A 23,286-nucleotide genomic window follows, 5' to 3' on the forward strand; every position below is an offset into this window, starting at 1 on the left:
CGCGCATGGTCGGTGAGTTGATCCGGGCACTGTGCCTAGTCGCAGTGCTCGAAGGCCTGTTCCTGTTCGTCGCCCCTCACGGCTGGAAACGCGCAGCCGAGCAACTGCAGGCATTGCCCGACCGCCACCTGCGCATCGTAGGCGGCGTCGTGGTGGCGATCGGGGTGGTTTCGCTGTGGGTGTTGCGGGGCGGGTGAGGGCGTGGTCGTTCACCGGCCTGCGGCGACTACCGTGCGTCGGAAATGCCGATCTCGCGTGCCGCATCGATGACGTCCCGGACCCGCTCGGGGCCGGGCCAGCCGACGATCTTGCGGACCACCCGTCCGTCTTTGATGAAGTAAAAGGTGGGCGTGTTCCAGGTGTCGAGCTCGCGCCACTCTTTTTCCTTGTAGACAATCGACATCGGGACGTCGGGGTGCTGCTGGTTCCAACTGCGAAGTGTTTCGATCTGGAATTGGCGATCCTGCGGCGTCAGCCAATGAGCACCGCCGAAGAAGGTGGACGATCCTCCTGGCGCCGTTTTTAGGTCCTGCACCGCGCGGCGGGTGAAACCGCAGGACGGGTGAGCGACCACGATGATCTCCGCCGCCTTGACCTGGCGAGGCTGCAGCGATAGAACGCCCCGTTCGCCGATTTTCCATTCCCGTGCGCCGTTGCCTGGCGCGGACGCCTGTTCTCGCGGCGGAAGCGGCTCCATCTCGGGATTACCACGACGTGCGTAAAGCGCTGCGGCATCGTCCAGGCGTCGGGTTTGGACGAGCGCGCCATACATCGCCGCATACTGCGCTGAGGTGGCTTGCCGCTTGGCCTCCAGCAATTTCAGGTAATGCGACATGTCGTCGAGATAGCGCTCATTGAGCGTATAGAACACGGCTTGTGAGGCAGCGCGAAACCCCAACGACAGATCCTTGGTGGATCGATTTGCCTCGGTTCGCGCTGCCTCGTTTCCGAACAGTTTCTGGTAACTGCGTTCGATCGCGGAAGCTTTCTCCGCATCGGGTTTGTCCAGCACGGAAACAACGAGGCTGTCGAACTTCTGGAACTTCTCTTCGATGACGCTCAGCTTCGCAGACTCCGCCGACGCCGCGGCGCACAGAGAGCAGAGAAGCGAAACTGCCAGGAGTGGAATGAAAGAATTCTTCATCGATAGCTCGTCGTTTTCGCCATGGAGGCCGGTGCCGTTACTCTTTTGCGCAGTTGCCGCCGATGCAGATGTAGTCGGTAGCACGTCCGCAGGTGGCGGGGGTCACGCATCGATAGTCGTTGTAATCGCTCATCGGTCGAACGATGCCGGCGTTGTCATCCAAACGCATGATGGCCTCATCGGTGTCGTTTTCCAGGCGAATTCCGTGAATCAAGGAAGTCGTGTGCTCAACGCCGAATAGGCTCAGGATCCGATAAATCTGACTGGCCGTCAGCTCTTGTTTCAGATCTGCGTAGTTGTAGCTTGTCAGGCCGTTCTTGTTGAACGACAAGCCCTGGATGAATCTCGCTCTGGCTCCTTCGGACAGCGTCGCCAGAGGCGATAGGGATGTCGGCGTGGATCGAATGTACGTGGCGAGGGCTTGTGAGCTCTTGATCGGCGCGAGCCGGAGCGCAATGTCGCGACGAGCTTGCTCATCCTCTCCGAGTGTGGTCAATACCCGTGTGATTTCAGTATCTTTCGCGACAGCCACGGTATCGTTGGCGGCTCGTACGTTGAAACATGAAATCGCGAAGAGACCAATGATCGTCGTTAACAGAGTTCTGTTCATGCAATTCTCCTTATGCATATATTCCCCTGCTCTGTGATTAGATCACTGGTTCCGCGGGTCAGATCATCGCAATGGCGATACTGTGGAAACAATCGTGAATAAGCACATTTGAATTTGGCGAACTGTGAAATAGCTTGGTACTTAGTTAACAATGCTCTCTGTTGATTCATCACAGAGGTGTGTCGATAGGGCTCGATAAATGTACCGATACACTAATGGCTGGGCGCATTCAGCAAGCACTCTGCTCACGGCCTTTACATGACCGGGCGCCCAATCGGGAGCGAATCCGAAGCGACGTCTTGGCTGCATCCGAGTAGCGCGGCGGCTGCAACCGGCAAGAACATGGTTCTCAGCCCGTGTACGGGCCCTTGGCCTCGCCCCAGCCCCAGCGCGGCATCGGTGCCTGCGGGTCGACCGTGACGCCCGGCTGCGAATTGATCACCGCCAGGCGCGAACCCCACTCCAGATAGCCCACCAGCGCCGAGCGGAACTCCGGGTCGTCCGGCATGCCGAGCTCGTCCGCGGTTTCCAGCAGCAGGCTCACCCAGCGGCGCCGCATCTGCTGGCTCAGGTGGCGATTGAGATGCTGCTGGACCATATGCGGATGTCCGCCGTGCCGCTTGCTGTAGTCGTCCGGCCCACCGAGCACCTCGGCAAGAAAGCTCGCGACATGACCCGGATGGTCCGCGCCCATGTGCTCGAACACAGGCCCCAACAACGCGTCGGCCTTGACGTGCTCGTAGAAACGATCGGTCAGCCGGTTCAGCGCATCGATGCCGCCGAGCCACTCGAATAAGGAGGGAACGCTTTGGTTGGACATGGTGTCGTTTGAGGGCTGTCGGTTGGCGGTTGGGTCAGGTCGGATTGCGGATTCAGCGAGCTGTCACACCGGAGCTTATCGTCGCCAAGGTGTAATCCGACCGATAACAAGCTCTACGAAATACCAAATGACACATCCCATTAATCCCGTCACGCAGACCCCGGTCAGCCCGAATGCGATAGAAATGCCCAGGGGCCACACTGCCAGCATGCTGAGAGCGGCGATGCCCATCGATATCAGCGCGCCGAGCCAGAGCAGAAAACTAAAGACCCATGCTCGGGGATAGCGGGAGGGAATCTTTTCGAGGATCTTCAGCATGTCCTTCGTTCGCCCATAGTTGCCAGTTTGATCGTGGTTCAAAGTTTGGCCGAGCACTGCTAGCACTTAGGGCCATACACGTCGGTGGGGAGCCGGGGCGGCTTACCGTCTTATCGGGACAGTGCCGATGATCGACGCGCGCGCTGTGTCCTTGGCGAATCAGCGAGCGGCGTCCTGCTCGGGTTCCCAAACGAAGCTGTCGCCCTGGGCCTTGATATGGCCCAGCCCGGGGAAGGGGAAATGCACCGAGTACACGCGCAGTTTGCCGTCGGCGGCACGTTGCAGGAGCGCGCGCCGGCTGGTCTGGGCCAGCGGTGCGTTCATGTCGTACTGCACCGTCCAATTCGGGCGCTGCACCGAGATCACGTAATGATGCGCGGTGTCGCCGATATAGAGCAGGCGTTCGTCGCCCGATGCGATCTCGTAGGCGCTGTGCCCGGGCGTGTGCCCGTCGACGGCCACCGCGGTGACCACGCCGGGAACGATCGCCGCACCGGGCTGGAAGGTCGCGACCTTCGGCGCGATCGCAGCGACCAGTGCGGCGGCGTCGCGGTCGCCTTTCAGGGATTCCCATTCGGGCGCCGAGAGATGGATGGCCGCGTTGGGGAAGGCCAACGAGCCTTCGCGCGTCAGCAGGCCGCCCACATGATCCTGGTGCTGGTGCGTGATGAAGATGTCGGTGACCTGCGAGGGCTCGACGCCGGCCGCGCGCAGCGAAGCGGGCAAGCGCCCGGCGCGCGCGAACGAAGCATCCGCTGCGCCGGTGTCGAACAGCAGGGTGCGCGCCCCGCTGCGGACCAGCAAGGGCTGGATGCTGAGGTGCAGTACGTCGGTCGGCGCACCCGCGGCGGTAAGCAGCGCGTTCACCTGATCGGCGGGCTGGCCGATGGCGAAGGTCTTGCCGTCGTTGGCGGCTTCGATGTCGCCGTCTTTCAATGCTGCCGCCTCGAGCGTGCCGATGCGGAAGCGCAGCACGTCGGGGTTGCTCGCTTGCTGCGGTGCCGAGGGCGTGGTCGGCGTCGGCGTGTCGGTCGCGACAGACTGGGGTTGCGAGCATCCGGATAGCATCGCGCTGGCGAGGAGCGCACTGGCCAGGGGCGCGATAGCGAAGACAAAGCGGCAGGTGCGAGTCATCAAGTTGCTCTCGAGAAGGGGCGGTGGTGTTTGCCGATGACCGGCATCGCGATTCGACGAGCTTATATACGGCGATGTCCGCCAACAAGGCGATGCACATCATCGCTGACCAGCGGGCATCCATGGACATGAGGTATGAAACGATGTGAATCGCGTGGTGGACTCTTTTGGATTAATGCTCGGTCCGCAATGGACAGTGGCGACGCAGCTCGAAGAGAGCGTCCGATTTCTGCGTCCTGCGGCGGACGCAGTTGCGTTCCGGAACCGGCCATTGCAACGCGTCGGCAAGGCTTCGCTTCGCGACTCACCCAATCTATCGCCTACACGACGCGCATCAACTCTGCCGAGAGAACCGCATCACCGTTGAGCGCGGTTCGCCCATCGCGTTGCGAATCCTTCCCGCACCGTCCCGGTTCCGACCCGGTTTCGTCCTGTCGCGGCGGTGGATATGCGTTTACAACCGGGGCGACGAATCAGTGCGCCAACCGGCAGTTGCAGCCAGGCTGCAGCCCCGCCGCTTCGGTTGATGCAGGCGGCCTTCGTGGGCGGGCCGAATCCAGGCTGGGTTACCGATCGCGCGGGGCAGGCGAAGTCTTGAGCGGTTGAAGTCGCCGGGCGCGTCGGACCGCCCGGCGGCATGCGGGCCCGGTGCAAGGCCGGGCCCGCGTTTTGACCTGCAGGGGAGAGGCCCAGAGGAGGAGGCCAGAGGGAGGCGTGGGGCGGGGCCGGGCGAGGGATCTCCCGGCCCCTTCCATGAACGAATCGCCCCAATTTCCCCCAACCGCCCGATCCGGACCGATTTGGGGTGGCCTTGGCCTATCGAAACCCGGATAATGCACAAAAGCCGGCCGGGGACATCCCCGCCGGCTTTTTTCCGTTCATGGCCCTGTGGCGCGGCATCGGCTGCGACTGGGTCGGGGCGGTCGCCTCGCGGCCAATGCCGCTTTCACAGCAAGCGCAGGAGTTACAAGGTCATGGGTCAGTCAGTCGTCGTTCTCGGTGCCCAATGGGGCGATGAAGGCAAGGGCAAAATCGTCGACCTGCTGACCGAGCAGATCGGCGCCGTCGTGCGGTTCCAGGGCGGCCACAACGCCGGCCATACCCTCGTCATCGGCGGCAAGAAGACCGTCCTCCACCTGATTCCGTCGGGCATCCTGCGCGACGATGCGTTGTGCCTGATCGGCAACGGCGTCGTGTTGAGCCCGGCCGCGCTGCGCAAGGAGATCGGCGAGCTCGAGGAGACCGGCGTGGAAGTGCGTTCGCGCCTCAAGATCAGCCCGGCCACGCCGCTGATCATGCCGTACCACATCGCCCTGGATCAGGCCCGCGAGAAGGCCGCCGGCGGCAAGGCCATCGGCACCACCGGCCGCGGCATCGGCCCGGCGTACGAAGACAAGGTGGCGCGCCGCGGCATCCGCGTCGCCGACCTGCATTACCCGACCCAACTCGCCGAGCAACTGCGCACCGCGCTCGACTATCACAACTTCGTCCTGACCAAGTACCTGGGCGTCGACGCGGTCGACTACCAGCAGACCCTGGACGAGGCGCTGGCCTTCGGCGAATACGTCGAGCCGATGAAGTCCGACGTCGCCGGCATCCTTCACGACCTGCGCAAGCAGGGCAAGCGCGTGCTGTTCGAAGGCGCGCAGGGCTCGCTGCTCGACATCGACCACGGCACCTATCCCTACGTCACCTCGTCCAACACCACCGTCGGCGGCGCGCTCGCCGGCACCGGCGTCGGCGCGGACTCGATCGACTACGTGCTCGGCATCGCCAAGGCCTACGCGACCCGCGTCGGCGGCGGCCCGTTCCCGACCGAACTCGACGACGAAGTCGGCCAGGGCATCCGCGACCGCGGCCAGGAATACGGCGCCACCACCGGCCGCCCGCGCCGCTGCGGCTGGATCGACATCGTCGCGCTGAAGCGTGCGGTGGCGATCAACGGCATCACCGGCCTGTGCATCACCAAGCTCGACGTGCTCGACGGCATGAAGACGCTGAAGATCTGCATCGCCTACGAATACCGCGGCAAGCGCACCGAGTACGCGCCGCTCGACGCCGCCGGCTGGGACGAGTGCACGCCGGTTTACCTGGAGTTCCCGGGTTGGGAAGAGAACACCCACGGCATCACCGAGTGGGACAAGCTGCCGGCCGCGGCCCGCGCCTACCTGCGCGCGCTGGAAGAACTGGCCGGCTGCCAGTTGGCGATTGTCTCGACCGGTCCGGACCGCGCCCACACCATGGTGCTGCGCGATCCCTGGGCGTAAATGTCCAGCGACCGGCGCCCGCCGACGCGATGAACGACGAAGCCCCGCGAAAGCGGGGCTTTTTCGTGGCGCCGGCGCCGCGGCCGGCAGCGGTGCCGCGATCTTGATTGGTGCCTGACACGATGCGCAGAGTCGATGAAAATGCGTCACTGCGGAATATTTGGATTGGATAAGGTAGGTCATCTCTTCCCGAGGCGTCCCTCATGTCCACGACCACGATCAACGCAGCATCGAAGCCCGAGTCCGAAAATCCGCAGCGCCCCAAGCGGGTGCTGATCGTCTACGCCCACCCCGAGCCGGCGTCGTTGAGCGGTTCGCTCAAGGACACGATGCAGGCGCATCTGCTCGCAAGCGGGCACGAGGTGCAGGTGACCGACCTGTATGCGCAAGGCTGGAAGGCCACCGTCGATGCCGGGGACTTTCCCGAACACGATCCGCGCGAACGCCTCACTGTAGTCAGCAGTTCCAAGCGCGCGTATGCCTCCAATGCGTTGACCGAAGACGTCGTGCGCGAACAGGAGAAACTGCGCTGGGCCGATGCGGTGATCCTGCAGTTTCCGCTGTGGTGGTTCACCATGCCGGCGATCCTCAAGGGCTGGATCGATCGCGTCTACGCTTATGGTTTCGCCTACGGCGTCGGCGAGCATTCCGACACGCGCTGGGGCGACCGTTACGGCGAAGGCCAATTCGCCGGCAAGCGCGCGATGTTGTCGGTCACCGCCGGCGGCTGGGCCGACCACTACGGCCCGCGCGGCATCAACGGCAACATCGACGACCTGCTGTTTCCGATCAACCACGGCGTGCTGTATTACCCGGGCTTCGACGTGCTGCCGCCGTTCGTGGTCTATCGCAGCGACGGCCTCAATGCCGAACGTTTCGCGGTTGCGCAAGACGAGCTGCGCCAGCGCATGGACAGTTTGTGGACGCAGGCGCCGATTCCGTACCGCAAACAGAATGCGGGCGACTACGAGGTGCCGTCGATGACGCTCAAGCCCGGGCTCGAATCGGTGGGCGCGCGCGGCTTCGCTCTGCATCTCGATCATCGCAGCGTGGTCGCCGACTGAGCGGGCTGTCGCGACGGTTGCAGCAGACGCGGCGCCTTTGGCCGCGTCGCGTCGTGGGGGCCGTTTTCCTCTTGGTCGGCACAGGAGACGGCCATGGCCACGCACTCGCACCTGTTCATCAAGAAGTTGCTCATCGCGGCCGCGGCGGCCTGCGGCCTGTTGCTGGTCGCCGGGCCGGCGCGAGCGGCCGAATGCGCGATGAGCCGTTCCTTCCTGCAGCCCGACGGCAATGCGCCCGGCGGCCAGACCGCGGTCTGGTCGGACCGCGAAGGCTCGGCGCTGCTGTTCGTCGAAGGCCTCAACGTCAACACCGACGGCACCCGCCGTTCCTACAGCGTCGAGGATTTCTGGGGCGAGACCCGTGCGCTCAACAATCTGTGCAATGCGATGAGCGATGCCTGCGCCGGTCTGTCCAGCGCCGGACTGAAAGCGCGCCGTATCGCCACGCAACAGGCCGCCGCGGCCGGCTGGCCGGCGGAGGCGTTGCGGCGCACCAAGATCTCTGCGGCGATCATTCCGTTCCGCGACGGTAAGCCCTGTCCGGCGGTGGACGGCTTCCTGGTCTCGGCGACCTCGTTGCGCAAGCCGGGCGGCGGCGACGCCTGCGACATCCAGACCTATGTCGATGCACTGGTGACGCCGGCGCTGGTGATTCCCAAGAGCCCGTCGCCGTTTTCCAGCCGGGCCAAGGTCGGCGACCTCGCGGTGGCGATGAAGCCGGGCAGCGATCAGCCGGTGTTCGCGGTGGTCGGCGACAGCGGCCCTTCGCGCGAACTCGGCGAGGCCTCGATCGCGCTCAACGGACGCCTGCTCGGTCGCAGCGCCTTGCCGGCCAACTATCGCGAGGTACGCGGCCGCGGCGAGTTCGGCGGCCGAGGCTGGACCGTGCCGCGGGCGATCGTGTTGATCTTTCCGGGCACCCGCGACACCGCGAACCCCTTCATGACCCCGCAACGCATCGACGAGGCGGCGCAGCGTCGCTTCGAACAATGGGGCGGCGTCGCGCGCCTGCAGGCCTGCGCCGAAGCCTATTCGCGCTGAGGCGCGGTTCGCTTCGGCCGCAGCGGCCGCGATAGCCAGCAAGGCCTTGTCATGCCGGCGGCATACCGCAGTGCCAGGATCGTCGTGCGCGAGCGACCTGGTCTGATTTTGTGACCGCGGTCCGCCTCGGCTGCGGGCTCTCACGGTTCTTGCTAGGCTGGCCCAGCCACGGTACGACACCGTATGTCGCAAGACGCTACGGTAGGGGATACGTTCCGCGCGCGTCGTTCGACGTCCCGCCATGCAGCGGGCCTATGGGGTAGGCAGTGCTCAGGAGGAGTGCAAGATGGCAGTAGTCGATATTCATGAGGTGTTCGCCGATCCGGCCGTGGCCGAATTGGCCGAGGCGGTCGCCGCCGGCGACAGCGCGGACATCCGGCGTTTGGCCGCGGGCGTGGACCTGCGTACGCATGGCGATAAGAACGTCACCCTGCTCGAATGGGCGGTGCTCAATCAAAGCCTCGACGGCCTAAAGGCCTTGCTCGAAGCCGGGGCCGATCCGGCCGAACCGGGCATCGACGGCGGCACGGTGGTGCACATGGCGGCGATGGCCAACGATCCGGCTTATCTCGACGTCCTGCTCGCGCACGGCGCAGCGCCGGACACCCCGCACGGCGAAAACGGCTCGGCCCCGCTCAGCGCGGCCTTGATGGGCGAGCGCTCGGCGCAGTTCCATCGCTTGCTCGAAGCCGGCGCCAACCCGAATCACGTCGACCGCCTGGGCAATACCGCCCTGCACGTGGCCGGCAAGATCAACCAGCCCAATCGCGCGCTGGACTTGCTCAAGGCCGGCGCCGAGGCCGATGCGCGCAATCGCCAGAACGTCACCTTCCAGCGCTATCTGTTCATGACCCCGCCGAGCCTGTTGAACGCGCAGACCCGCCAGGATCGCGAGGCGCTGGTGGCCTGGTTGCGCGAGCACGGCGTCGCGGTGGAAAGCGGCGGCTGAGCGCTGCCGCAACTGGCAGCGCGTGGCGCGCGGATCAGGGGAGTGATCGCCGCCGCGCCGCACTCGGTAGTTAGGGGTTTCAAGGATTCCAGGGATTTCAGGGAGATCGAATCATGAGCGAGCAGTCCGCGCGTCCCGCCAGCAGCGGTGAACCGTCGTTTGCCGAGCAAGTCCGAGGCCAGGACGCCAAGCCGATCGACAAGACTTTGGCGCGGCTGATGGCCGACCTGTACGACGAAGGTCCCGGCATCGATGGCTTCAAGCCATTGAATGCCGAGCAGCTGCGCGACGCCGGCATCGACCCGGCCACGCTGAAGAACGAAGACAGCGGTTTCCTGGCGCGCATCTACGGCGACGACAAGGGCCATTACGTTCTCGCCTATTCCGGCACCGACGAAGGCAAGGACTGGCTGACCAATCTGCGCCAGGGCGTGGGCCTGGAAGACGCCCAGTACAACCAGGCCATCGCGCTCGCCCGCGAAGCGCGCGTCGCCTTCGGCAACGAAGTCGTCATCACCGGCCACTCGCTCGGCGGCGGCCTGGCCGGCGCGGCTTCGATCAGCAGCGGCATTCCGGCGGTGACCTTCAACTCGGCGGGCGTGCACGACAAGACCCTCGAACGCATCGGCATCGATGCCGACCGCGCCAAGGAAGAGGTGACCGACAGCGGCCAGGTCCGGCGCTATGCGGTCAAGAACGAAATCCTGACCGACCTGCAGGAGCACAGCATTCCGCTGAAGTGGGCGATGCCGGACGCGGTCGGCCACAAGATCGAACTGCCCGATCCCGACCCGCAATCGTTCTGGCGGCGGATGATTCCGGGCAACGGCATCAAGCACGGCATCGACGTGCATTACATCGATGCGGTGATCAAGGCGCAGGAGATGGCGTCGCCGACCTTGTATCCGCAAGGCACCGCCGCGGTGACGCCGCTGCACTCCGGCCGCGACGCGCACCCTGCGACGTCGCCGGCGAATCCGGATCACCCGAACCACGCCTTGTACGGCCAGGCCTTGCGCGGCCTGCAGGGCATCGACAGTCGCACCCTGGATTTCCAGGGCGAGCAGGGCTATCGCAACGCCGCGACCCATGCCGCCCATGATGCGCGCGCGCACGGCATGGACCGGATCGATCACGTGGTGGCGAGCAACAACGGCGCCGGCTTCTTCGTCGTCCAGGGCGGGCTCGACGATCCGGGCAACCGTCGCGTGTTTCTCGATCAATCGCGCGCCTTGTCGCAGCCGGCCGAACAGCCGGTCGTGGCCCAGGTCGCGCAGACCGAAACGCCGGTGCAGACCGAGTCGCGCCGTGCCGTGATGGGCTGAGCTTCAATCCTCATCGGCTTCGGCGAACGGCTGCCTCGGGCCGCCGTTCGTTTATCCGCGGTAAGCGTCCGATCAGGCCTTCCAGGCGCCGACCGGCTGCTTTACCGCGACGTTGAGCCGGTTCCACACGTTGATGTTGGCGATCGACACGACCAGCGCGGCCAGCGAAGCTTCGTCGTAGTGCCTGGCGGCTTCGTTCCAGATCTCGTCGGAGACCGCATCGGGACGGTCGCTGATCCGCGTCAACGCCTCGGTCAGCGCCAGCGCGGCGCGCTCGGCCTCGTTGAAATAGGGCGCCTCGCGCCAAGCCGACACCGCGAACAAACGCTCGTCGCTCTCGCCGGCCTTCTTGCCCTCGCGCGCGTGCATGTCGACGCAGACGCTGCAGCCGTTGATCTGGCTGGCGCGCAGCTCGATCAGGATCAGCGTCCGAGCCGGTACGCCCTTGTTCTCGGTCGAGGCTTTCAGCGCCCACAGCGCTTTCATCGTGTCCGCGTGGATCAGGGCCGGGTTGTTCATTCGTGCTTGCGTCTGCATGTCGTCGTTCCTCGTGGCTGGGTGTGTGTTGCATCGTCATAGGTCTGACGAACCAGCCACCGGGAACGTGACATGTCGGGGAAAAAATAGCCGGCAGTGCGGGTGCAGTCGCCACGGCGATTGCAAGGGGTGATTCTCAGGGCCGGCGCCGGCCCGACGCCGGCCTTGCGCTGCGGCTTACTTCAAGCGCGACAGCAGTTCCTTCGCCACACCGACCGCCGAGGCCGGGTTCTGCCCGGTGATCAACTCGCGATCGACCACGACGTTCGCGCTCCACGGTGCGGTATTACTGCGATAAACCATGCCGGCCTGTTGCAGCGCGGTCTGCGGATAGAACTTCATCGCCCCGCCGCCGAGCGCGGCCTTGGCCAGCTCTTCTTCCTGGTTGCTGATCACGGCGACTTGGTAGCCGGCATAGATCCACTGCGTCGGCGCGGTGGCCTTGCGGGAGTCCGCCAACTGCGCCGTGAACTGTTGAGCCTGCGGCAGGGTCGAGAGCAGGGCGATCGGACCGTGGCAGACCAGGGCGGTGGTCTTGCCGCGCTGGTGGAAATCGCCGAGCAGACGGCCGAGCGCCGGGCTGTGCAACAGATCCTGCATCGGCGCGTGGCCGCCGGGGATGTAGACCGCGTCGAATCGACCGTAGCCGATCTGTTCGATGCGGGCGAGGCTGAGCACCGGCGATGAGTCTTTCGCGGTGATCGCCAGGCGATCGAGCAGGGCTTGGTGCGTCTTCAAGGCCTCGGTGTCGCCGCCGAAGTACATCGGGTCGATCGACGAGCGGTCCACGGTCGGCGCCCGGCCTTGCGGCGTGGCGAAGGTGACCTGGTGGCCGGCATCGAGCAACAGCTTCACCGGCTGCATCAGTTCGTTGAGATAGAAGCCGGTGGCGAAGGTCTTGCCGTCCCTGAGGTCGAGGCGATCGGCATCGGACAGCACCACCAGGACATTGCCGGCGTGGGCGCTGCCGAAGCTGATCGCGAGAGCGATCGCAGCCACGAGTTTTTGTATCGGTTTCATCGAAGTAGTCCGTATGAGGAGAGTCAGGCGGAGGCCGGGGCGAGCAGCAGCTCGCGCATGGCCGCACCGACGGCGCTGGCCGATTGCGGGTTCTGGCCGGTGACGAGGCGGCCGTCGACGACGACCTGCGAGGTCCAGTCGGGCGCCGGCTGATGCTGCGCGCCGCGTGCGCTCAGCCGGCTGGCGAGCAGGAACGGCACCACGCCTTCCAGCTTCACGGCGCGCTCCTCATCGTCGGTGAACGCGCTTACGCGTTTGCCGGCGACCAGATAGGCGCCGTCGCTCAAGGTCACCTCGACCAGCGCGGCCGGGCCATGACAGACCGCGCCGACCACGCCGCCTGCCTCGTAAATCTCGCGTGTGACCCGCTGCACCGCCGGGCTGTTCGGGAAGTCCCACATCGCGCCATGGCCGCCGGCGAAGAAGATCGCCGAATAGCGGGACGCATCGGCGTCGTGCAGCGGCAAGGTCTGGCGCACGGCTTCGCGAAAGCGCGGGTCGTTCCAATAGCGTGCATTGATGGCGTCGTCGACGTCGGTGCCGTCCACCGGCGGTTCGCCGCCCTGGATCGAGGCGAACTCGACCGCGATGCCGGCGGCCTCGAGTTCGGCCAACGGATGAGTGACCTCGCCGAGGTAGTAGCCGGTCGACTGGCCGCTGTCGCCTTTACGGCCGTGGCTGGTGAGGACGAACAAGACCGGCTTGAGGCCGGCGGCAGGGTTCGGGGACATGCGTGTTCCTGAGGGGAAGTAGGTGATGGGCACTGTATTGCGTCTCCTGGCGGCGATAAAATCCTCAGCCGGGAAATGATTTGTTCTTTAGAGGCAAGAATGAGCCGGCGATTCGACCACCTCGGGGATGTGGAAGCCTTCGTTGCCGTGGTCGAGCACGGTTCCCTGACCGCGGCCGCGGTAGCGCTGTCGACCACGCCGTCGGTGATCAGCCGCGCCATCGGCCGGCTCGAAACCCGCCTGGGCAGCCAATTGCTGCGCCGGACCACCCGCCGCCAGGGCCTGACCGAGGCCGGTCGTGTGTACCTGGAGCATTCGCGCGCCGCCTTCGCCCTGATCGACGACGCCGAGCGCGCGATCCAGGGCCAGGACGGCGAACTGAGCGGGCGCGTGCGCCTCAGCGTGCCGACCACCTACGGTCATTACCGGTTGCCGGCGCTGTTGCAGCGCTTCGCCGTTCGGTACCCGCAGGTGCAGATCGAACTCAACATCGCCAACCGCAACGTCGACCTGGTCGCCGAGGGCTTCGACCTGGCGATACGCCTCGGCCAACTGCCCGACAGCGGTCTGGTCGCGCGAAAACTCGAAGACGCGGCCTTGTGCCTGGTCGCGTCGCCGGCCTACCTGGAACGCGCAGGTTTGCCGCGCACCCTGGAAGACCTGCGCCGGCACGTCTGCATTGCCTTCGTGATGCCGAGCACCGGCCGTGTCGCGAACTGGCTGTTCCGCAGCGGGCAGGGCGCCGGCAGCGAGCGCAGCGATATCGACTGGACGCCGGCATCGCAGATGCTGGTATCCGACGACGTGCTGGGCGTGGTGTCGTTGGCCGAGCAGGGCGTCGGCATCTGCCAGAGCTACGACTTCATCGTCGAAGACCGGCTGCGGCGAGGCCGCCTGGTCGAATTGCTGCCGCAGTTGCGCGGCCGCTCGAGGCCATTCTCGGTGATCTACGCCCCGCATCGCCGTTTGTCGGCGGCGTCGCGGGCATTGATCGATATGTTGGCGGAGGGAGGGTGAGCCTGCGGGCGACTAGGCCATTGGCAGGAGAATCTCGCGGTGGGGTATTTCGCAGTCCCGGCGACGGTACGCCGCTTTCGATGAACAACATCGGCGTAGCTGTTTCTGCGCGTCCCGTGGTCGCGACTTGCATCGCTCCTACCCGGCGTAAGCGCCCCGTTTCGATGAATGCCGTCGGCCTTGTCTCTCTGCATGTCCCGCGGTCGCGGCTCATGCCGCTCCTGCAGGGGCTGCGTAGCACGATCGAACTCGCGCAGCCCTCATCAATCGATCCGATACACCCGCGCCTTCGGCATGTCCTCGTCGACCTGCAGGAACCAGCGGCCGGCGACGCCGGGGACGACCATGATCTCGGGCGAGGTCAGCGGCTTGCGCAGCTTCATGCTGCCCTTGAGCACTTTCCATTGCTGGCCGTTGTCGAGTTCGAACACGGTGCCCGGCTCCCAGCCCGCCACGTCGCCCTTGAGGCGGCTCTTGATCGGTTGGTCGTCGAGGCCGATGTATTGCACGGCGCTGCGCTGGCCGGTTCCCGTCACCGCCGATGCGGTGGGCGCCGCGGACGTCGCGGCGAGGGCCGGGGCGGGGTCTTTATCGCTGGCTTCGCGCAACATGCGGTTGAGCAACTGCAGTTGCGCGGGCGACAGGCCGACTTCGCTGAGTTGTTCCGCGCTCAGGCGTTGCTCGATATCGATGTAGGCGGACTGCGCGAGGACCGTGAACGGGGCGAGCAGCAGGGCCAGCATCAGGCCGCGGATCAAGGGTCTCGCCATCGTTCTCGTCTCGCCTCGTTGCGGACCGTCGATCGGCCGCTTCAATGCCCGGTCCCGCGCTCGCGGATCCGGACCTGCGGCAGTGTGTGGCAGTCGTGTTGCAGAATTAAGACGGTCGGCACTAAGGCAATCCGCGCCTCCGGGCCGGGAGCTGCGGCGCTTACGGCGTCGCGTTGGCCGCAGCCGCGGCGGGATTCGGCGCCGACCACGCACGCACCTCGACGGTGAAGCCGTGGCGCATGCCAGGGTGGGATTCGGCGACGCGCGCGGCTTCGTCGAGGTCGCGCGCTTCCAGGAATAGCAGGGCGGTGATCGGCATGGGCTCGGCCTGGACGGCGTCGCGGTGCGGGCCGATGTGCCGGCTTTCGGGCGCGAGGATGCGCGGGGCAAGCTTTTGCCCGGCCTCGTTGTGCAGACGCGCCCAGGCACCGATGTCGCGGCCCAGGCTGAGTTGTTCGGCTTCGGACAAGGGGCCGCCATCGCGACGGAACAGGACGACGAAGGTATTCATGGCAGTCATGGAGGAACTCGCAGGTAGAGGGACGGTCGCCGCCGATGCGGACAGCGCGAGCGCGGGCCATAGCGCGGCGGAAAGCAGCGCGGCGCGCAATCGGGCGAGGCGGTAAGGGCGGACGGCGACCATGCGCGCATGCTGCCGCGAAGCCGGTGCGCCGGCTTGTAAAAAATCGGCGCTCAGGCCGGTTCGCGTGCAGCGAAGAAGGCGGCCGGTGCGCTGCCGGTCGCACGGCGGAAGTCGTGGTTGAAATGGGCTTGATCGTAATAACCGGCGGCCAGTGCGACCTCGGTCAGATCCAGGCCTGTCGCCTGCAGGCGCACCGCGTGTTGCAGCCGCAGCATCGAGGCGAATTTCTTCGGGGTCACCCCGACCACGCGGCGGAAGCGCCGTTCCAGCGCGCTTTGGCTCAGGCCGATGTGACGGGTCAGCCCGTCGATGCGATGGCCGGCGGGCCGGCGTTCGAGCCAGCTCACCGCCGCCGCCATCAGCGGGTCGGGCGCGCTTTCGCGTAAGCGCGCCAACAGGAAGTGCTGCAACTGCGCGACGCGCTGGCGATGATCGGATGCGCTGGCGAGTTGTTCGTGCAGGCGTTCGAGCTCGTCGGCGCGATCGAGCAACTCGCTCAGGTCGGTCGTGGCGCCCCTGAACGCCTCCTGCGAGGGCCGCAGGAACGCGGCCGCGCCGACCGGGGTGAACGCGGCCAGCAGCACCGAATGCCCGGCGTGGTGGTCGTGCGCGCGCAAGGTGTCGCGCAAACCGGTGAACGCCGCTTGCGGCACCCAGCGCCCGCCGTCGATGCGACAGCGGCCGCGAAACGTAAACGCGGCCACGCTGCCGGTATCGGGCAGGTGCGTATCGGCGTGGTCGGCGGCGAACTCCACCACCATGAAACGCCGTACGAACGGCCGCAGCGCCGGGCACGGCGCTTGCTGGAACCATTGCATGTGGCGATGCGGGTTGCGGGCCATGCGCCTTGTGCCGTCGGGCAACGAAGGCGGCGGATCGTCCGCCGCTTCAGAGCGGCAACGCTACGGCAAGGAGCGAACGCCGGCAACGGCTCTTCGGTGGGCCTTGTTCTTCAGTGGGGCGTCGTTCTTCGGCGGAGCCTCGCTCTTCAATGGGGCGCAGAGTCGGCGATGCGGCTATCGGTCGCGATCCAGTTCAGTTCCCAGCTCTTGCCGTCGTCGGCGGAGAAAGCCTGCTCGAAACGACAGACGTCGCGCGTCGCGCATTCGATGACGAAGCGGACCAGGATCGGCCGGCCGTCCAAGCTATCGCGTCCGAAGAATTCACCGCGCCCGTTCTTGAAGGCGCCGGCGATCGGCGCGGTCAGCGTGCCCGAGCGCAGGCTGGCGTAGTTGATGTTCCACTGCCGCGTCTGCGGTTCGTACAGGCGCAACGAAATGCCTTGGATGCGACCGGAGGGGCCTGCGATGTCGAGCTCGGCGAGGTTGGCGCGGCCGTCGAACAGCTTGCGCACCACGGTGGTGCCTTCCAGCTCGACCCAGGTCTGGCTGCCGCTGAGCGGGCTCTGCAGCCGCGATACCCGGGTTTTCCAGGCGCCGATCTCCCAGTCGAAGTCGTGCTGTCCATCCGGCGCTGTGGCGCTGGCGGCGTTCTTCGCGGGCGTAGGCGCGGCTTGAGCGGCCTGGGCATCGAATGCGAGCAGGACGGCGAGGCTGGCGGCCAACAGGCCGATGCGAAGGAGAGGGGCGGCGATCATCGTCGGGCTCGGTGTCGGCGGGCTCGACCTGCGAGCGGTGACCGCACCATGCGATGGCGCCTGCAGCGCAGCAAGGGCCATTCTGGCATCGGCGGCGATGCCACCGCGTCGGTGCCGTGCCGATGTCGAGGTATCGGGTTGGACGGCAAGCGCGCGGTCGGTTTCCGCTGGACGCGCCGAGCACCGGGAGCAGGCGTTCTCGCAGGACGGCGGCCGTCATCGGGAAACCCACTGGACGATGGAGCACGCGCGCATCAAGGGCTAGTATGCGCGGCATGGCCAAGCATGCCGGTTCGGTATTCTCCGTCGACGTCACCGGTCTCGAGACGGGACAGGGCCAGCCTGCGTACGCACGTATTTGCGAGCGCATCCGCAGCGCCATCGTCAGCGGCGCGCTGGCACCGAATGCGCGCTTGCCGTCGAGCCGGGTCCTGGCCCAGGACCTCGGCGTCGCCCGCAACACCGTCGATTGGGCACTGGGTCAGTTGGTCGCCGACGGCTATATCGTGCGCCGTCGCGGCGCCGGCAGTTTCGTCGCCGCAAGTCTGCCCGAACGCGATACGCGTCCACTCGCAGCCAAGCGCAGCACACAGGCCGCGGCTGCCGAGGGCGAACGTCGATTGTCGCGGCGAGCGATTGCGCTGCGGAGTTATCCCGGCCATTACCAGCCGGCGTCGGCGGTCCCGTTCACGCCTTCGCTGCCGCCGATCGACCTGTTTCCGCGCGCGGTGTGGAATCGTCTGCTGCAGCGCGAGGCCACCCGGGCCGGCACTGCGTACTGGGCTTACGGTGCCAGCAACGGCTTGCCCGCGTTGCGTGAGGCCATCGCCGCGCACGCCTCGGCGATGCGCGCCACGCGCTGTTCGCCCGAGCAGGTGATCGTGGTCACCAGCACGCAGCAGGCGGTGGAACTGGCCGGAAAAGTATTGGCCGATACCGGCGACCTCGCCTGGGCGGAAACGCCGGGCTACCAGCCGGTGCAGCACTGCCTGCGTGCGGCCGGCCTGCAAGTCGTGCCGGTGCCGGTCGACGAACAGGGGCTCGATGTCGCCGCGGGCCGCAGGTTGGCGCCGGATGCGCGCCTGGCCTACGTCACGCCCGCGCACCAGTATCCGATGGGCTACGAAATGTCGATGGAGCGGCGCCAGGCCTTGCTCGACTGGACTCGGCAACACGACGCCTATGTCATCGAAGACGATTACGACGGCGACTACCGCTACGAAGGCCGGCCGATCGCCTCCCTGCAAGGCATGGACGATGACGGACGCGTCATCTACGTCGGCAGTTTCAACAAGATCCTGTTTCCGGCGCTGCGTATCGCCTACGCCATCGTGCCCGAGCCCCTGGTCGCGGCCTTCGTCGATGCCAAACATGTCGCCGATGGCCATACCGCCTTGCTGATGCAGGGCGTGTTGGCGGCCTTCATTCACGAAGGCCATCTGGCCCGCCACCTGCGCAAGACCCGCACGATCTACGACGAGCGCCGTTTGGATTTCCTCGAGCAGGCCCGTGCGTTGGCCGAGGCACTGGAGTTCGGCCCCGCCACCGCCGGCATGCATGTCGCCGCCTTATTCAAGCCGGGCCTGGCGATCGACGATCGCGCCGTCGCCGCCGAATGCGCGCGCGCCGGCGTGGTGGTTCACCCCTTGTCGAAGTACGGTGCGAGCGAGCGTGGCGGCCTGGTGTTCGGATTCGCTGGCGCATCGCACGCGGCGACCCGTTCCGGCTTGGAGATCGTAGGCCAGGCCATCGCTGCGGTTCGTTCCATCGACGCTGGTTGCAGTTCCTGATTGCAAGCTTGTTCGGTACGCACGGAGGCCACGGATGCCAGCCAGAACCCCGGATCGAATCGGCTGGGCGGTCGAGCGGCTCGATCCGGCCGGCGCCGACGAATTGCTCGAAATCGGTTGCGGCAACGGCGCCGCCGTGGCGTTGGTCTGTCCACGCCTCGAACGCGGGCGGATCACCGCGATCGACCGTTCGCCCACGGCCATCGCGACCGCGACCAAGCGCAACGCCGCTCATATCGCATCCGGTAAGGCCGTGTTTCTCGCCACCGAGCTGGCTTGCTTCGAATCGTCGGCGCACAGCTTCGACAAGGCATTCGCCGTCAACGTCAATGTCTTCTGGCTGCGGCCGACGGCCGAGTTGCGGGTGTTGGCGCGCGTGCTCAAGCCCGGTGGCGCGCTGTGCCTGGCGTTTCAGCCGCCGAACGAATCGCAGCTCGATTCGATCGCTACGGCATGCGCCGAGCGGCTGGCCGCGCAGGGTTTCGTCGAGATCCGAACGGTCCGCGACAGGTTCGACAGTGGCCCGTTGGTATGCGTGCATGCCCTGCGGGGCGAGCCATAATCCCTGGTCGAAGGCCGTGCCTGGAAATGCATGCGATGGGGGATCTGCCCGCGTCGTTCGTGGCGAGTGACGATCACGGACGCGATCCCGAATCGGTCACGATTGGCATCTGCATGCAGCCGATTCGTGGCTCGCATGCTTGATCGTGCGCGCGTGGTTCGCTGAAGTCGAGCCTCCCCATGGAGTGGAGCGTATCGATGAAAAAGGTGACCGCAGGTTTCCTGCATATGTTGGCTTTGTGCCTGCTGTTGACGGTGTCGCAATCGGCCCTGGCTCAATCGGCGCTGAAACAGATCCCCGAGGGCACGACCCTGTGGGCCGGGCAATCGATCTATTCCAACAACCTGCAGTACCGGTTGACCATGCAGGGCGACGGCAACCTGGTGTTCTACCGCGTCGCCGACTCGCGCCCGCTGTGGAACAGCCAGACCCACGGCAGCGGCGGCTACAAGACCGTCTTCGAGCCCTTCGCGGTGTTCAATGTCCTGCGCATCTCCGACGATGCGGTGCTGTGGACCAGCCGCGGCGGCGTCATCGGCGCACCGTACCCGGGCATGGCCTGGTACATCACCGATCAAGGCGATTTCCTGGCGCTGTACAACCAAGGCTTGGTGATCCGTCAGCTTGCCAACGATCCCGATAACTGATCGGCCGGATCCATCGCGATAGTTGAATCTGCAAGGCGAAGGCCCCGCGAGCGATCGCGGGGCTCCTTGTTTGGCCGCGAGGCAGGCTACGCTCGTTGCGCACTGTGAAGCGGCACGCGGCCTGCGTTCTGGCGCGTGATTAGAATTCGGATCCCCCATCGCTTTCGCGCGCATCGCAACGACGGTTGCGCGGGAGCCCGCAAAGGACGATCCGCAATGAAGATACGGCGACACTCGCTGGCCAGCCCATTGGCGTTCCTGGCCGCTACGACGATGTTCGTAGCGCCGCAGCTCACCGCGAACGCGCAGCAGCCGGCGGCCGCACCGTTCCATGCCTACGACAATACTCACTACCAGGATGTCGATCTGGTCGGCGAGGCCGGGCTGGTCAAGGCGAACATCCTGTACCAGCGACAGGAGTGGATCGCCTGCACCGCCGACGACAAGCTGCCGCCTAAGGCCGAGTTCCAGGCCGCGGTACAGGCCGCCGCGGTGCACCGCGGGCCGGTCGTGCTCGACTTCGAGAACATCTGGATCAAGAACGTCGATGCCGCACAAGCGCATCGACGCTACAGACTCTGGCGCCAGCTGTTCCTCTGGGCCAAGGAAGCAGCGCCCGGCCACATGATCGGCGCCTACGACCTGCTCGGGCCGAACAGCGATCAGTACCTCGATTGCGCACGCGATCTGTCGCAATACCAGGACGGTTTCTTCCCGCATTTGTACACGGCTCCCACGCTGACTCAGGCGACCTGGGAGCGCCGGCTCGACAATCGCGTGGTTTCCGCTCGCAACGTCAACTCCAGCAAGCCGCTGATTCCCTATATCCGGCCGCAGGAAGAGGCGACCTGCGGCGGCGATCCCGAGCCCACGTACCTGCCCGCGGATCGCTGGCGTCGGCAATTGGATCAACTGGGCGCGAAGGCTTCGGGTTTCATCGTCTGGAGCCCGGTGATGTGCTCGCACAACGTCGGTGAGAACCGCGGCTGGATTACCGAGACCGTCGACTTCATGCGGAGCCTGCCGTCCGCTTCGTCGACCATTGCGCAGACGCGATCCTGGCCGCTCGCACCGCCGCTGCCCGCGTGCGCGCCGACGCCAGGCGTCAGCGTGCCAGTGCCGGCGCCGGCGCCGATATCCAGGGTTTTGCCCACGCCGGCGACGATGCAGGCCGCTGCAGTGCAATGCGAGGCGCTGCCTGCATTTTGATCGCACAGACTTTCGAGGATGACGAGAAAGGCCCCGCATCGGCGGGGCCTTTCCTGGGGGGCGATCGATGGTTCGCAGCGTTGGCTGCGAGCCATCACTCGATGGTCATGTCGATCCGCGCCCGGTCGTTGTTGGCGATGCTGCCGTCGGCGCCGTCGGAAACGAAGAACAGGTCCATCGTCAGACGGTGGGGGTCGGAATCGAGGATGCGGCCCAGGGTCATGCCGAACTGGAACGGGTCCTTGTACTCGCCGAGTCTCTCGGCGCTGTTGCCGGGCAGGGTGCCTTCGGCGTGGGCCGTGATGTTGGTCTGCTTCATCAAGGCCTGCATCTGCGCTTCGGTGAACGTCACCTTGGCGTCCTTTCCGACCTGCACCGGGCCATTGCCCTTGATGTCGCCGGTGAGCATGTAGTTCCAGGTCTTGGCGTCGGCGTCAGTGGGCACCTTGAGGTTGTACTCGTAGGTACGTTCGGAGGCGATCTCGTTGCCTTGGGCGTCGTAGTGGCAGACGACCTGAAGGGGCGGGTCGTCGTTGCCGCGCATCGGCGGGGTGATCGTGTAACTGTAAGACCCGTCCGGATAGCTGGTCTTGACGTAACCGTAGGTGGTTTGCGGGCCGCCGAACGAGGCGTAGGCGCGGGCCATGGTGTCGCCCTGCTCGTAGGAGACTTCGCCGTTCAAGCGCAACTGGTCGGAGAAGTTGTAGCGCTCGAGCGTAGCGACGTTGCTGACGCCGTCGTTCTGGGCGGCGACTTCGCCGGTGGCGGTGAAATGGGCGTAGGCGGCCTGGCCGTCGGGCTTGGACAGGTCGAACTCGGCCGTGCGCAGCACCGAATGCCCCTTGTTGGCCTGGATGCCCGGGCCGAGATCGAGGCTGAGCGGGCCGAAGTTGATCGACGGCAGCACGCCGCTCTTTTGCTCGATCGCCTGCAGTGCGCCGATATCGACGCGCACGCTGGTTTCGCTGGTGCGGGTGACGCTGTAGGCCGAACCGGTAGCGACTTTGTTCTCGCCGTCGGTGGTCACGCCCAAGCGCGGGCCCTTCGGGAAGGCGTCGTCGAAGAGCTTCTGGAACGCCGCGGAGAACTGGGTCTGAGTGAAGTTCTGCGAGTCCAGGGTTACTGTGGCGCCGACCGGGATCGTGGTCGGGTCGAAGGGATTCACCTTGGCGGCGGTTTGCGGGTTCTGGTTCTCGCCCGGCAATACGACCTTGTAGCGCAGGCGATGGCCTGCGCCTGCGCTGCCTTCGACATCGACGCTCTTGTTGCCGGCGCCGGCAGCGCCGGATACCGAGAACACGGCGGTGACTTCGAACTCGGTTTTGCCGTCCTTGTTTTGCTGCTTGACCTCGATCTCCGAATCCTGGCGCATCTCGATGCCGCCGGGGCCGGGCACGGTGCTGCCCTGGGTCAGCTTGACGCTGCCGTTGCCCGGGCTCCAGGAAATGCCGCCGCGCTGGCTGCCGTCGCTGACCTCCACGCCGTACTCGCTGGAGGCGGTGGGATGGGTCGGGTCGAAGTCGGTGACGATGGTTTCTTCGGTGACGCTCATCGTCGCCGCGGGGATCTTGAGCTCGTCGCCGTGAAAGATCGGATCGCCCTTGCCGGTCATGCTGGCTTCCATCCGCCGTTCCTTGTCCTGGAACAGTTCCGGGTTGGCCTGACGCAGCGCCTGTGGGGTGATGCCGTAGAGGGCGGCGATTTCGACGACGCTCTGGTCGTTGACGACGGTATGAGTCTGGGGTTGGTTCTGCGGTTGGGGCAGGGTGGGCGACGAGCCCTGGGTGGCGTAGACACCGGTCATGAGTGGCATGGGCGCAACTGTGAGGATGGTCGCGACTTTACAGTTGCGCTGGCTTGCGGGGGACTAGGGGTGACCCCAGGATTCGGGGCGGATTTGTGCAGTAATGAAACAATTCGCGGTTCGCGTTCGCGATTGCACCGTTAAGCCGGCTGTTTTGCTGTCTTGCTTTTGCTGTGCAAGCTTGGCGCAGTACCGAGCTCGCGATGTAACCGTAGACCCGGAGGGCGGCGCACAGGACGTGCGCCGTTTTTCGATAGGACAAGGATGTCCTATCGAAAAATCCCGGC

The 23,286-nt window shown here is 65.7% G+C and carries 24 protein-coding genes; 11 read left to right on the forward strand and 13 right to left on the reverse strand.

What is annotated here, in order from left to right; genetic code table 11:
• The first annotated feature begins 5 nt into the window (after positions 1-5).
• Complete coding sequence (locus ACTJJK_RS17395) at positions 6-197, forward strand: DUF2065 domain-containing protein (RefSeq protein ID WP_031374338.1); 192 nt, start codon at positions 6-8, stop codon at positions 195-197.
• A gap of 29 nt (positions 198-226) precedes the next feature.
• Here the strand turns inward: ACTJJK_RS17395 and ACTJJK_RS17400 are convergent, their stop codons facing one another.
• The 5 genes from ACTJJK_RS17400 to ACTJJK_RS17420 form a co-directional block, all read right to left on the reverse strand.
• Positions 227-1,144, reverse strand: a complete 918-nt coding sequence (locus ACTJJK_RS17400) for a hypothetical protein (protein ID WP_440730808.1) — start codon at positions 1,142-1,144, stop codon at positions 227-229.
• Positions 1,145-1,181: 37 nt separating this feature from the next.
• Positions 1,182-1,754: a hypothetical protein gene (locus ACTJJK_RS17405; protein WP_152566440.1), complete on the reverse strand. Its 573-nt coding sequence runs from the start codon at positions 1,752-1,754 to the stop codon at positions 1,182-1,184.
• A gap of 349 nt (positions 1,755-2,103) precedes the next feature.
• Positions 2,104-2,574 (reverse strand): group II truncated hemoglobin, encoded by a 471-nt coding sequence (locus tag ACTJJK_RS17410; protein ID WP_440730809.1) that lies wholly within the window; start codon positions 2,572-2,574, stop codon positions 2,104-2,106.
• Between the two features lie 75 nt (positions 2,575-2,649).
• Complete coding sequence (locus tag ACTJJK_RS17415; RefSeq protein ID WP_440730810.1) at positions 2,650-2,892, reverse strand: hypothetical protein; 243 nt, start codon at positions 2,890-2,892, stop codon at positions 2,650-2,652.
• Positions 2,893-3,051: 159 nt separating this feature from the next.
• Entirely contained in the window at positions 3,052-4,026 is a 975-nt protein-coding gene (locus ACTJJK_RS17420; protein WP_440730811.1) for an MBL fold metallo-hydrolase, read from the reverse strand.
• Between the two features lie 974 nt (positions 4,027-5,000).
• Between ACTJJK_RS17420 and ACTJJK_RS17425 the strand changes: the two genes are divergently transcribed.
• From ACTJJK_RS17425 to ACTJJK_RS17445, 5 genes are all read left to right on the forward strand, one after another.
• Positions 5,001-6,293: an adenylosuccinate synthase gene (locus ACTJJK_RS17425; RefSeq protein ID WP_031374330.1), complete on the forward strand. Its 1,293-nt coding sequence runs from the start codon at positions 5,001-5,003 to the stop codon at positions 6,291-6,293.
• Between the two features lie 203 nt (positions 6,294-6,496).
• On the forward strand, positions 6,497-7,357 hold the full coding sequence (locus tag ACTJJK_RS17430) for an NAD(P)H-dependent oxidoreductase (protein ID WP_081931398.1): 861 nt from the start codon (positions 6,497-6,499) through the stop codon (positions 7,355-7,357).
• Positions 7,358-7,450: 93 nt separating this feature from the next.
• Entirely contained in the window at positions 7,451-8,398 is a 948-nt protein-coding gene (locus tag ACTJJK_RS17435; RefSeq protein ID WP_031374328.1) for a glycoside hydrolase family 75 protein, read from the forward strand.
• Positions 8,399-8,684: 286 nt separating this feature from the next.
• A complete protein-coding gene (locus ACTJJK_RS17440; RefSeq protein WP_031374327.1) occupies positions 8,685-9,347 on the forward strand; it encodes an ankyrin repeat domain-containing protein in 663 nt (220 codons plus the stop codon).
• A gap of 113 nt (positions 9,348-9,460) precedes the next feature.
• On the forward strand, positions 9,461-10,672 hold the full coding sequence (locus tag ACTJJK_RS17445) for an XVIPCD domain-containing protein (RefSeq protein WP_440730812.1): 1,212 nt from the start codon (positions 9,461-9,463) through the stop codon (positions 10,670-10,672).
• Between the two features lie 72 nt (positions 10,673-10,744).
• Here ACTJJK_RS17445 and ACTJJK_RS17450 read toward each other — a convergent pair whose 3' ends face one another.
• The 3 genes from ACTJJK_RS17450 to ACTJJK_RS17460 form a co-directional block, all read right to left on the reverse strand.
• Positions 10,745-11,209 (reverse strand): carboxymuconolactone decarboxylase family protein, encoded by a 465-nt coding sequence (locus ACTJJK_RS17450; RefSeq protein ID WP_440730813.1) that lies wholly within the window; start codon positions 11,207-11,209, stop codon positions 10,745-10,747.
• A 177-nt stretch (positions 11,210-11,386) separates the two neighbouring features.
• Positions 11,387-12,229, reverse strand: coding sequence for a type 1 glutamine amidotransferase domain-containing protein (locus ACTJJK_RS17455; RefSeq protein ID WP_440730814.1), 843 nt, complete (start codon positions 12,227-12,229; stop codon positions 11,387-11,389).
• Positions 12,230-12,252: 23 nt separating this feature from the next.
• The gene (locus ACTJJK_RS17460) at positions 12,253-12,960 is read right to left on the reverse strand and encodes a type 1 glutamine amidotransferase domain-containing protein (RefSeq protein ID WP_031374323.1); all 708 of its coding nucleotides are present in this window, start codon (positions 12,958-12,960) and stop codon (positions 12,253-12,255) included.
• A 99-nt stretch (positions 12,961-13,059) separates the two neighbouring features.
• Between ACTJJK_RS17460 and ACTJJK_RS17465 the strand changes: the two genes are divergently transcribed.
• Positions 13,060-13,977: a LysR family transcriptional regulator gene (locus ACTJJK_RS17465; RefSeq protein WP_440730815.1), complete on the forward strand. Its 918-nt coding sequence runs from the start codon at positions 13,060-13,062 to the stop codon at positions 13,975-13,977.
• Between the two features lie 263 nt (positions 13,978-14,240).
• Here ACTJJK_RS17465 and ACTJJK_RS17470 read toward each other — a convergent pair whose 3' ends face one another.
• The 4 genes from ACTJJK_RS17470 to ACTJJK_RS17485 all read right to left on the reverse strand — a co-directional run bounded on the left by ACTJJK_RS17470 (position 14,241) and on the right by ACTJJK_RS17485 (position 16,987).
• Positions 14,241-14,747, reverse strand: a complete 507-nt coding sequence (locus ACTJJK_RS17470) for a hypothetical protein (RefSeq protein WP_440730816.1) — start codon at positions 14,745-14,747, stop codon at positions 14,241-14,243.
• 160 nt (positions 14,748-14,907) lie between these two features.
• Positions 14,908-15,267: a hypothetical protein gene (locus ACTJJK_RS17475; RefSeq protein WP_223620465.1), complete on the reverse strand. Its 360-nt coding sequence runs from the start codon at positions 15,265-15,267 to the stop codon at positions 14,908-14,910.
• 173 nt (positions 15,268-15,440) lie between these two features.
• Positions 15,441-16,232, reverse strand: a complete 792-nt coding sequence (locus tag ACTJJK_RS17480; protein WP_440730817.1) for a helix-turn-helix domain-containing protein — start codon at positions 16,230-16,232, stop codon at positions 15,441-15,443.
• Positions 16,233-16,378: 146 nt separating this feature from the next.
• Entirely contained in the window at positions 16,379-16,987 is a 609-nt protein-coding gene (locus ACTJJK_RS17485; RefSeq protein WP_440730818.1) for a hypothetical protein, read from the reverse strand.
• A gap of 275 nt (positions 16,988-17,262) precedes the next feature.
• Here ACTJJK_RS17485 and pdxR point away from each other — a divergent pair, with 275 nt between their 5' ends.
• The 4 genes from pdxR (at position 17,263) to ACTJJK_RS17505 (ending at position 21,195) form a co-directional block, all read left to right on the forward strand.
• Positions 17,263-18,777, forward strand: coding sequence for a MocR-like pyridoxine biosynthesis transcription factor PdxR (gene pdxR / locus ACTJJK_RS17490; RefSeq protein ID WP_440730819.1), 1,515 nt, complete (start codon positions 17,263-17,265; stop codon positions 18,775-18,777).
• Positions 18,778-18,811: 34 nt separating this feature from the next.
• Positions 18,812-19,339, forward strand: a complete 528-nt coding sequence (locus tag ACTJJK_RS17495; protein WP_440730820.1) for a class I SAM-dependent methyltransferase — start codon at positions 18,812-18,814, stop codon at positions 19,337-19,339.
• A 197-nt stretch (positions 19,340-19,536) separates the two neighbouring features.
• Complete coding sequence (locus ACTJJK_RS17500; protein ID WP_031374315.1) at positions 19,537-19,986, forward strand: hypothetical protein; 450 nt, start codon at positions 19,537-19,539, stop codon at positions 19,984-19,986.
• 216 nt (positions 19,987-20,202) lie between these two features.
• Positions 20,203-21,195 carry a hypothetical protein gene (locus tag ACTJJK_RS17505; RefSeq protein ID WP_440730821.1) on the forward strand — a complete coding sequence of 331 codons (993 nt, stop codon included), beginning with the start codon at positions 20,203-20,205 and terminating at the stop codon, positions 21,193-21,195.
• A gap of 94 nt (positions 21,196-21,289) precedes the next feature.
• On the opposite strand, the gene ACTJJK_RS17510 is transcribed toward ACTJJK_RS17505, so the two are convergent.
• Positions 21,290-23,008, reverse strand: a complete 1,719-nt coding sequence (locus tag ACTJJK_RS17510) for a hypothetical protein (RefSeq protein WP_440730822.1) — start codon at positions 23,006-23,008, stop codon at positions 21,290-21,292.
• Positions 23,009-23,286 lie beyond the last annotated feature (278 nt).

This window comes from Lysobacter sp. 22409, assembly GCF_052045105.1.
GTDB classification, from domain to species: domain Bacteria; phylum Pseudomonadota; class Gammaproteobacteria; order Xanthomonadales; family Xanthomonadaceae; genus Lysobacter; species Lysobacter antibioticus_B.

What these genes read in the sequence shown, in the direction of transcription:
- ACTJJK_RS17395 (WP_031374338.1), top strand. Translation starts at nt 6, where the DNA reads ATGGTCGGTGAGTTGATCCGGGCACTGTGCCTAGTCGCAGTGCTCGAA.
- ACTJJK_RS17400 (WP_440730808.1), bottom strand. Translation starts at nt 1,144, where the DNA reads ATGAAGAATTCTTTCATTCCACTCCTGGCAGTTTCGCTTCTCTGCTCT.
- ACTJJK_RS17405 (WP_152566440.1), bottom strand. Translation starts at nt 1,754, where the DNA reads ATGAACAGAACTCTGTTAACGACGATCATTGGTCTCTTCGCGATTTCA.
- ACTJJK_RS17410 (WP_440730809.1), bottom strand. Translation starts at nt 2,574, where the DNA reads ATGTCCAACCAAAGCGTTCCCTCCTTATTCGAGTGGCTCGGCGGCATC.
- ACTJJK_RS17415 (WP_440730810.1), bottom strand. Translation starts at nt 2,892, where the DNA reads ATGCTGAAGATCCTCGAAAAGATTCCCTCCCGCTATCCCCGAGCATGG.
- ACTJJK_RS17420 (WP_440730811.1), bottom strand. Translation starts at nt 4,026, where the DNA reads ATGACTCGCACCTGCCGCTTTGTCTTCGCTATCGCGCCCCTGGCCAGT.
- ACTJJK_RS17425 (WP_031374330.1), top strand. Translation starts at nt 5,001, where the DNA reads ATGGGTCAGTCAGTCGTCGTTCTCGGTGCCCAATGGGGCGATGAAGGC.
- ACTJJK_RS17430 (WP_081931398.1), top strand. Translation starts at nt 6,497, where the DNA reads ATGTCCACGACCACGATCAACGCAGCATCGAAGCCCGAGTCCGAAAAT.
- ACTJJK_RS17435 (WP_031374328.1), top strand. Translation starts at nt 7,451, where the DNA reads ATGGCCACGCACTCGCACCTGTTCATCAAGAAGTTGCTCATCGCGGCC.
- ACTJJK_RS17440 (WP_031374327.1), top strand. Translation starts at nt 8,685, where the DNA reads ATGGCAGTAGTCGATATTCATGAGGTGTTCGCCGATCCGGCCGTGGCC.
- ACTJJK_RS17445 (WP_440730812.1), top strand. Translation starts at nt 9,461, where the DNA reads ATGAGCGAGCAGTCCGCGCGTCCCGCCAGCAGCGGTGAACCGTCGTTT.
- ACTJJK_RS17450 (WP_440730813.1), bottom strand. Translation starts at nt 11,209, where the DNA reads ATGCAGACGCAAGCACGAATGAACAACCCGGCCCTGATCCACGCGGAC.
- ACTJJK_RS17455 (WP_440730814.1), bottom strand. Translation starts at nt 12,229, where the DNA reads ATGAAACCGATACAAAAACTCGTGGCTGCGATCGCTCTCGCGATCAGC.
- ACTJJK_RS17460 (WP_031374323.1), bottom strand. Translation starts at nt 12,960, where the DNA reads ATGTCCCCGAACCCTGCCGCCGGCCTCAAGCCGGTCTTGTTCGTCCTC.
- ACTJJK_RS17465 (WP_440730815.1), top strand. Translation starts at nt 13,060, where the DNA reads ATGAGCCGGCGATTCGACCACCTCGGGGATGTGGAAGCCTTCGTTGCC.
- ACTJJK_RS17470 (WP_440730816.1), bottom strand. Translation starts at nt 14,747, where the DNA reads ATGGCGAGACCCTTGATCCGCGGCCTGATGCTGGCCCTGCTGCTCGCC.
- ACTJJK_RS17475 (WP_223620465.1), bottom strand. Translation starts at nt 15,267, where the DNA reads ATGACTGCCATGAATACCTTCGTCGTCCTGTTCCGTCGCGATGGCGGC.
- ACTJJK_RS17480 (WP_440730817.1), bottom strand. Translation starts at nt 16,232, where the DNA reads ATGGCCCGCAACCCGCATCGCCACATGCAATGGTTCCAGCAAGCGCCG.
- ACTJJK_RS17485 (WP_440730818.1), bottom strand. Translation starts at nt 16,987, where the DNA reads ATGATCGCCGCCCCTCTCCTTCGCATCGGCCTGTTGGCCGCCAGCCTC.
- pdxR (WP_440730819.1), top strand. Translation starts at nt 17,263, where the DNA reads ATGGCCAAGCATGCCGGTTCGGTATTCTCCGTCGACGTCACCGGTCTC.
- ACTJJK_RS17495 (WP_440730820.1), top strand. Translation starts at nt 18,812, where the DNA reads ATGCCAGCCAGAACCCCGGATCGAATCGGCTGGGCGGTCGAGCGGCTC.
- ACTJJK_RS17500 (WP_031374315.1), top strand. Translation starts at nt 19,537, where the DNA reads ATGAAAAAGGTGACCGCAGGTTTCCTGCATATGTTGGCTTTGTGCCTG.
- ACTJJK_RS17505 (WP_440730821.1), top strand. Translation starts at nt 20,203, where the DNA reads ATGAAGATACGGCGACACTCGCTGGCCAGCCCATTGGCGTTCCTGGCC.
- ACTJJK_RS17510 (WP_440730822.1), bottom strand. Translation starts at nt 23,008, where the DNA reads ATGCCACTCATGACCGGTGTCTACGCCACCCAGGGCTCGTCGCCCACC.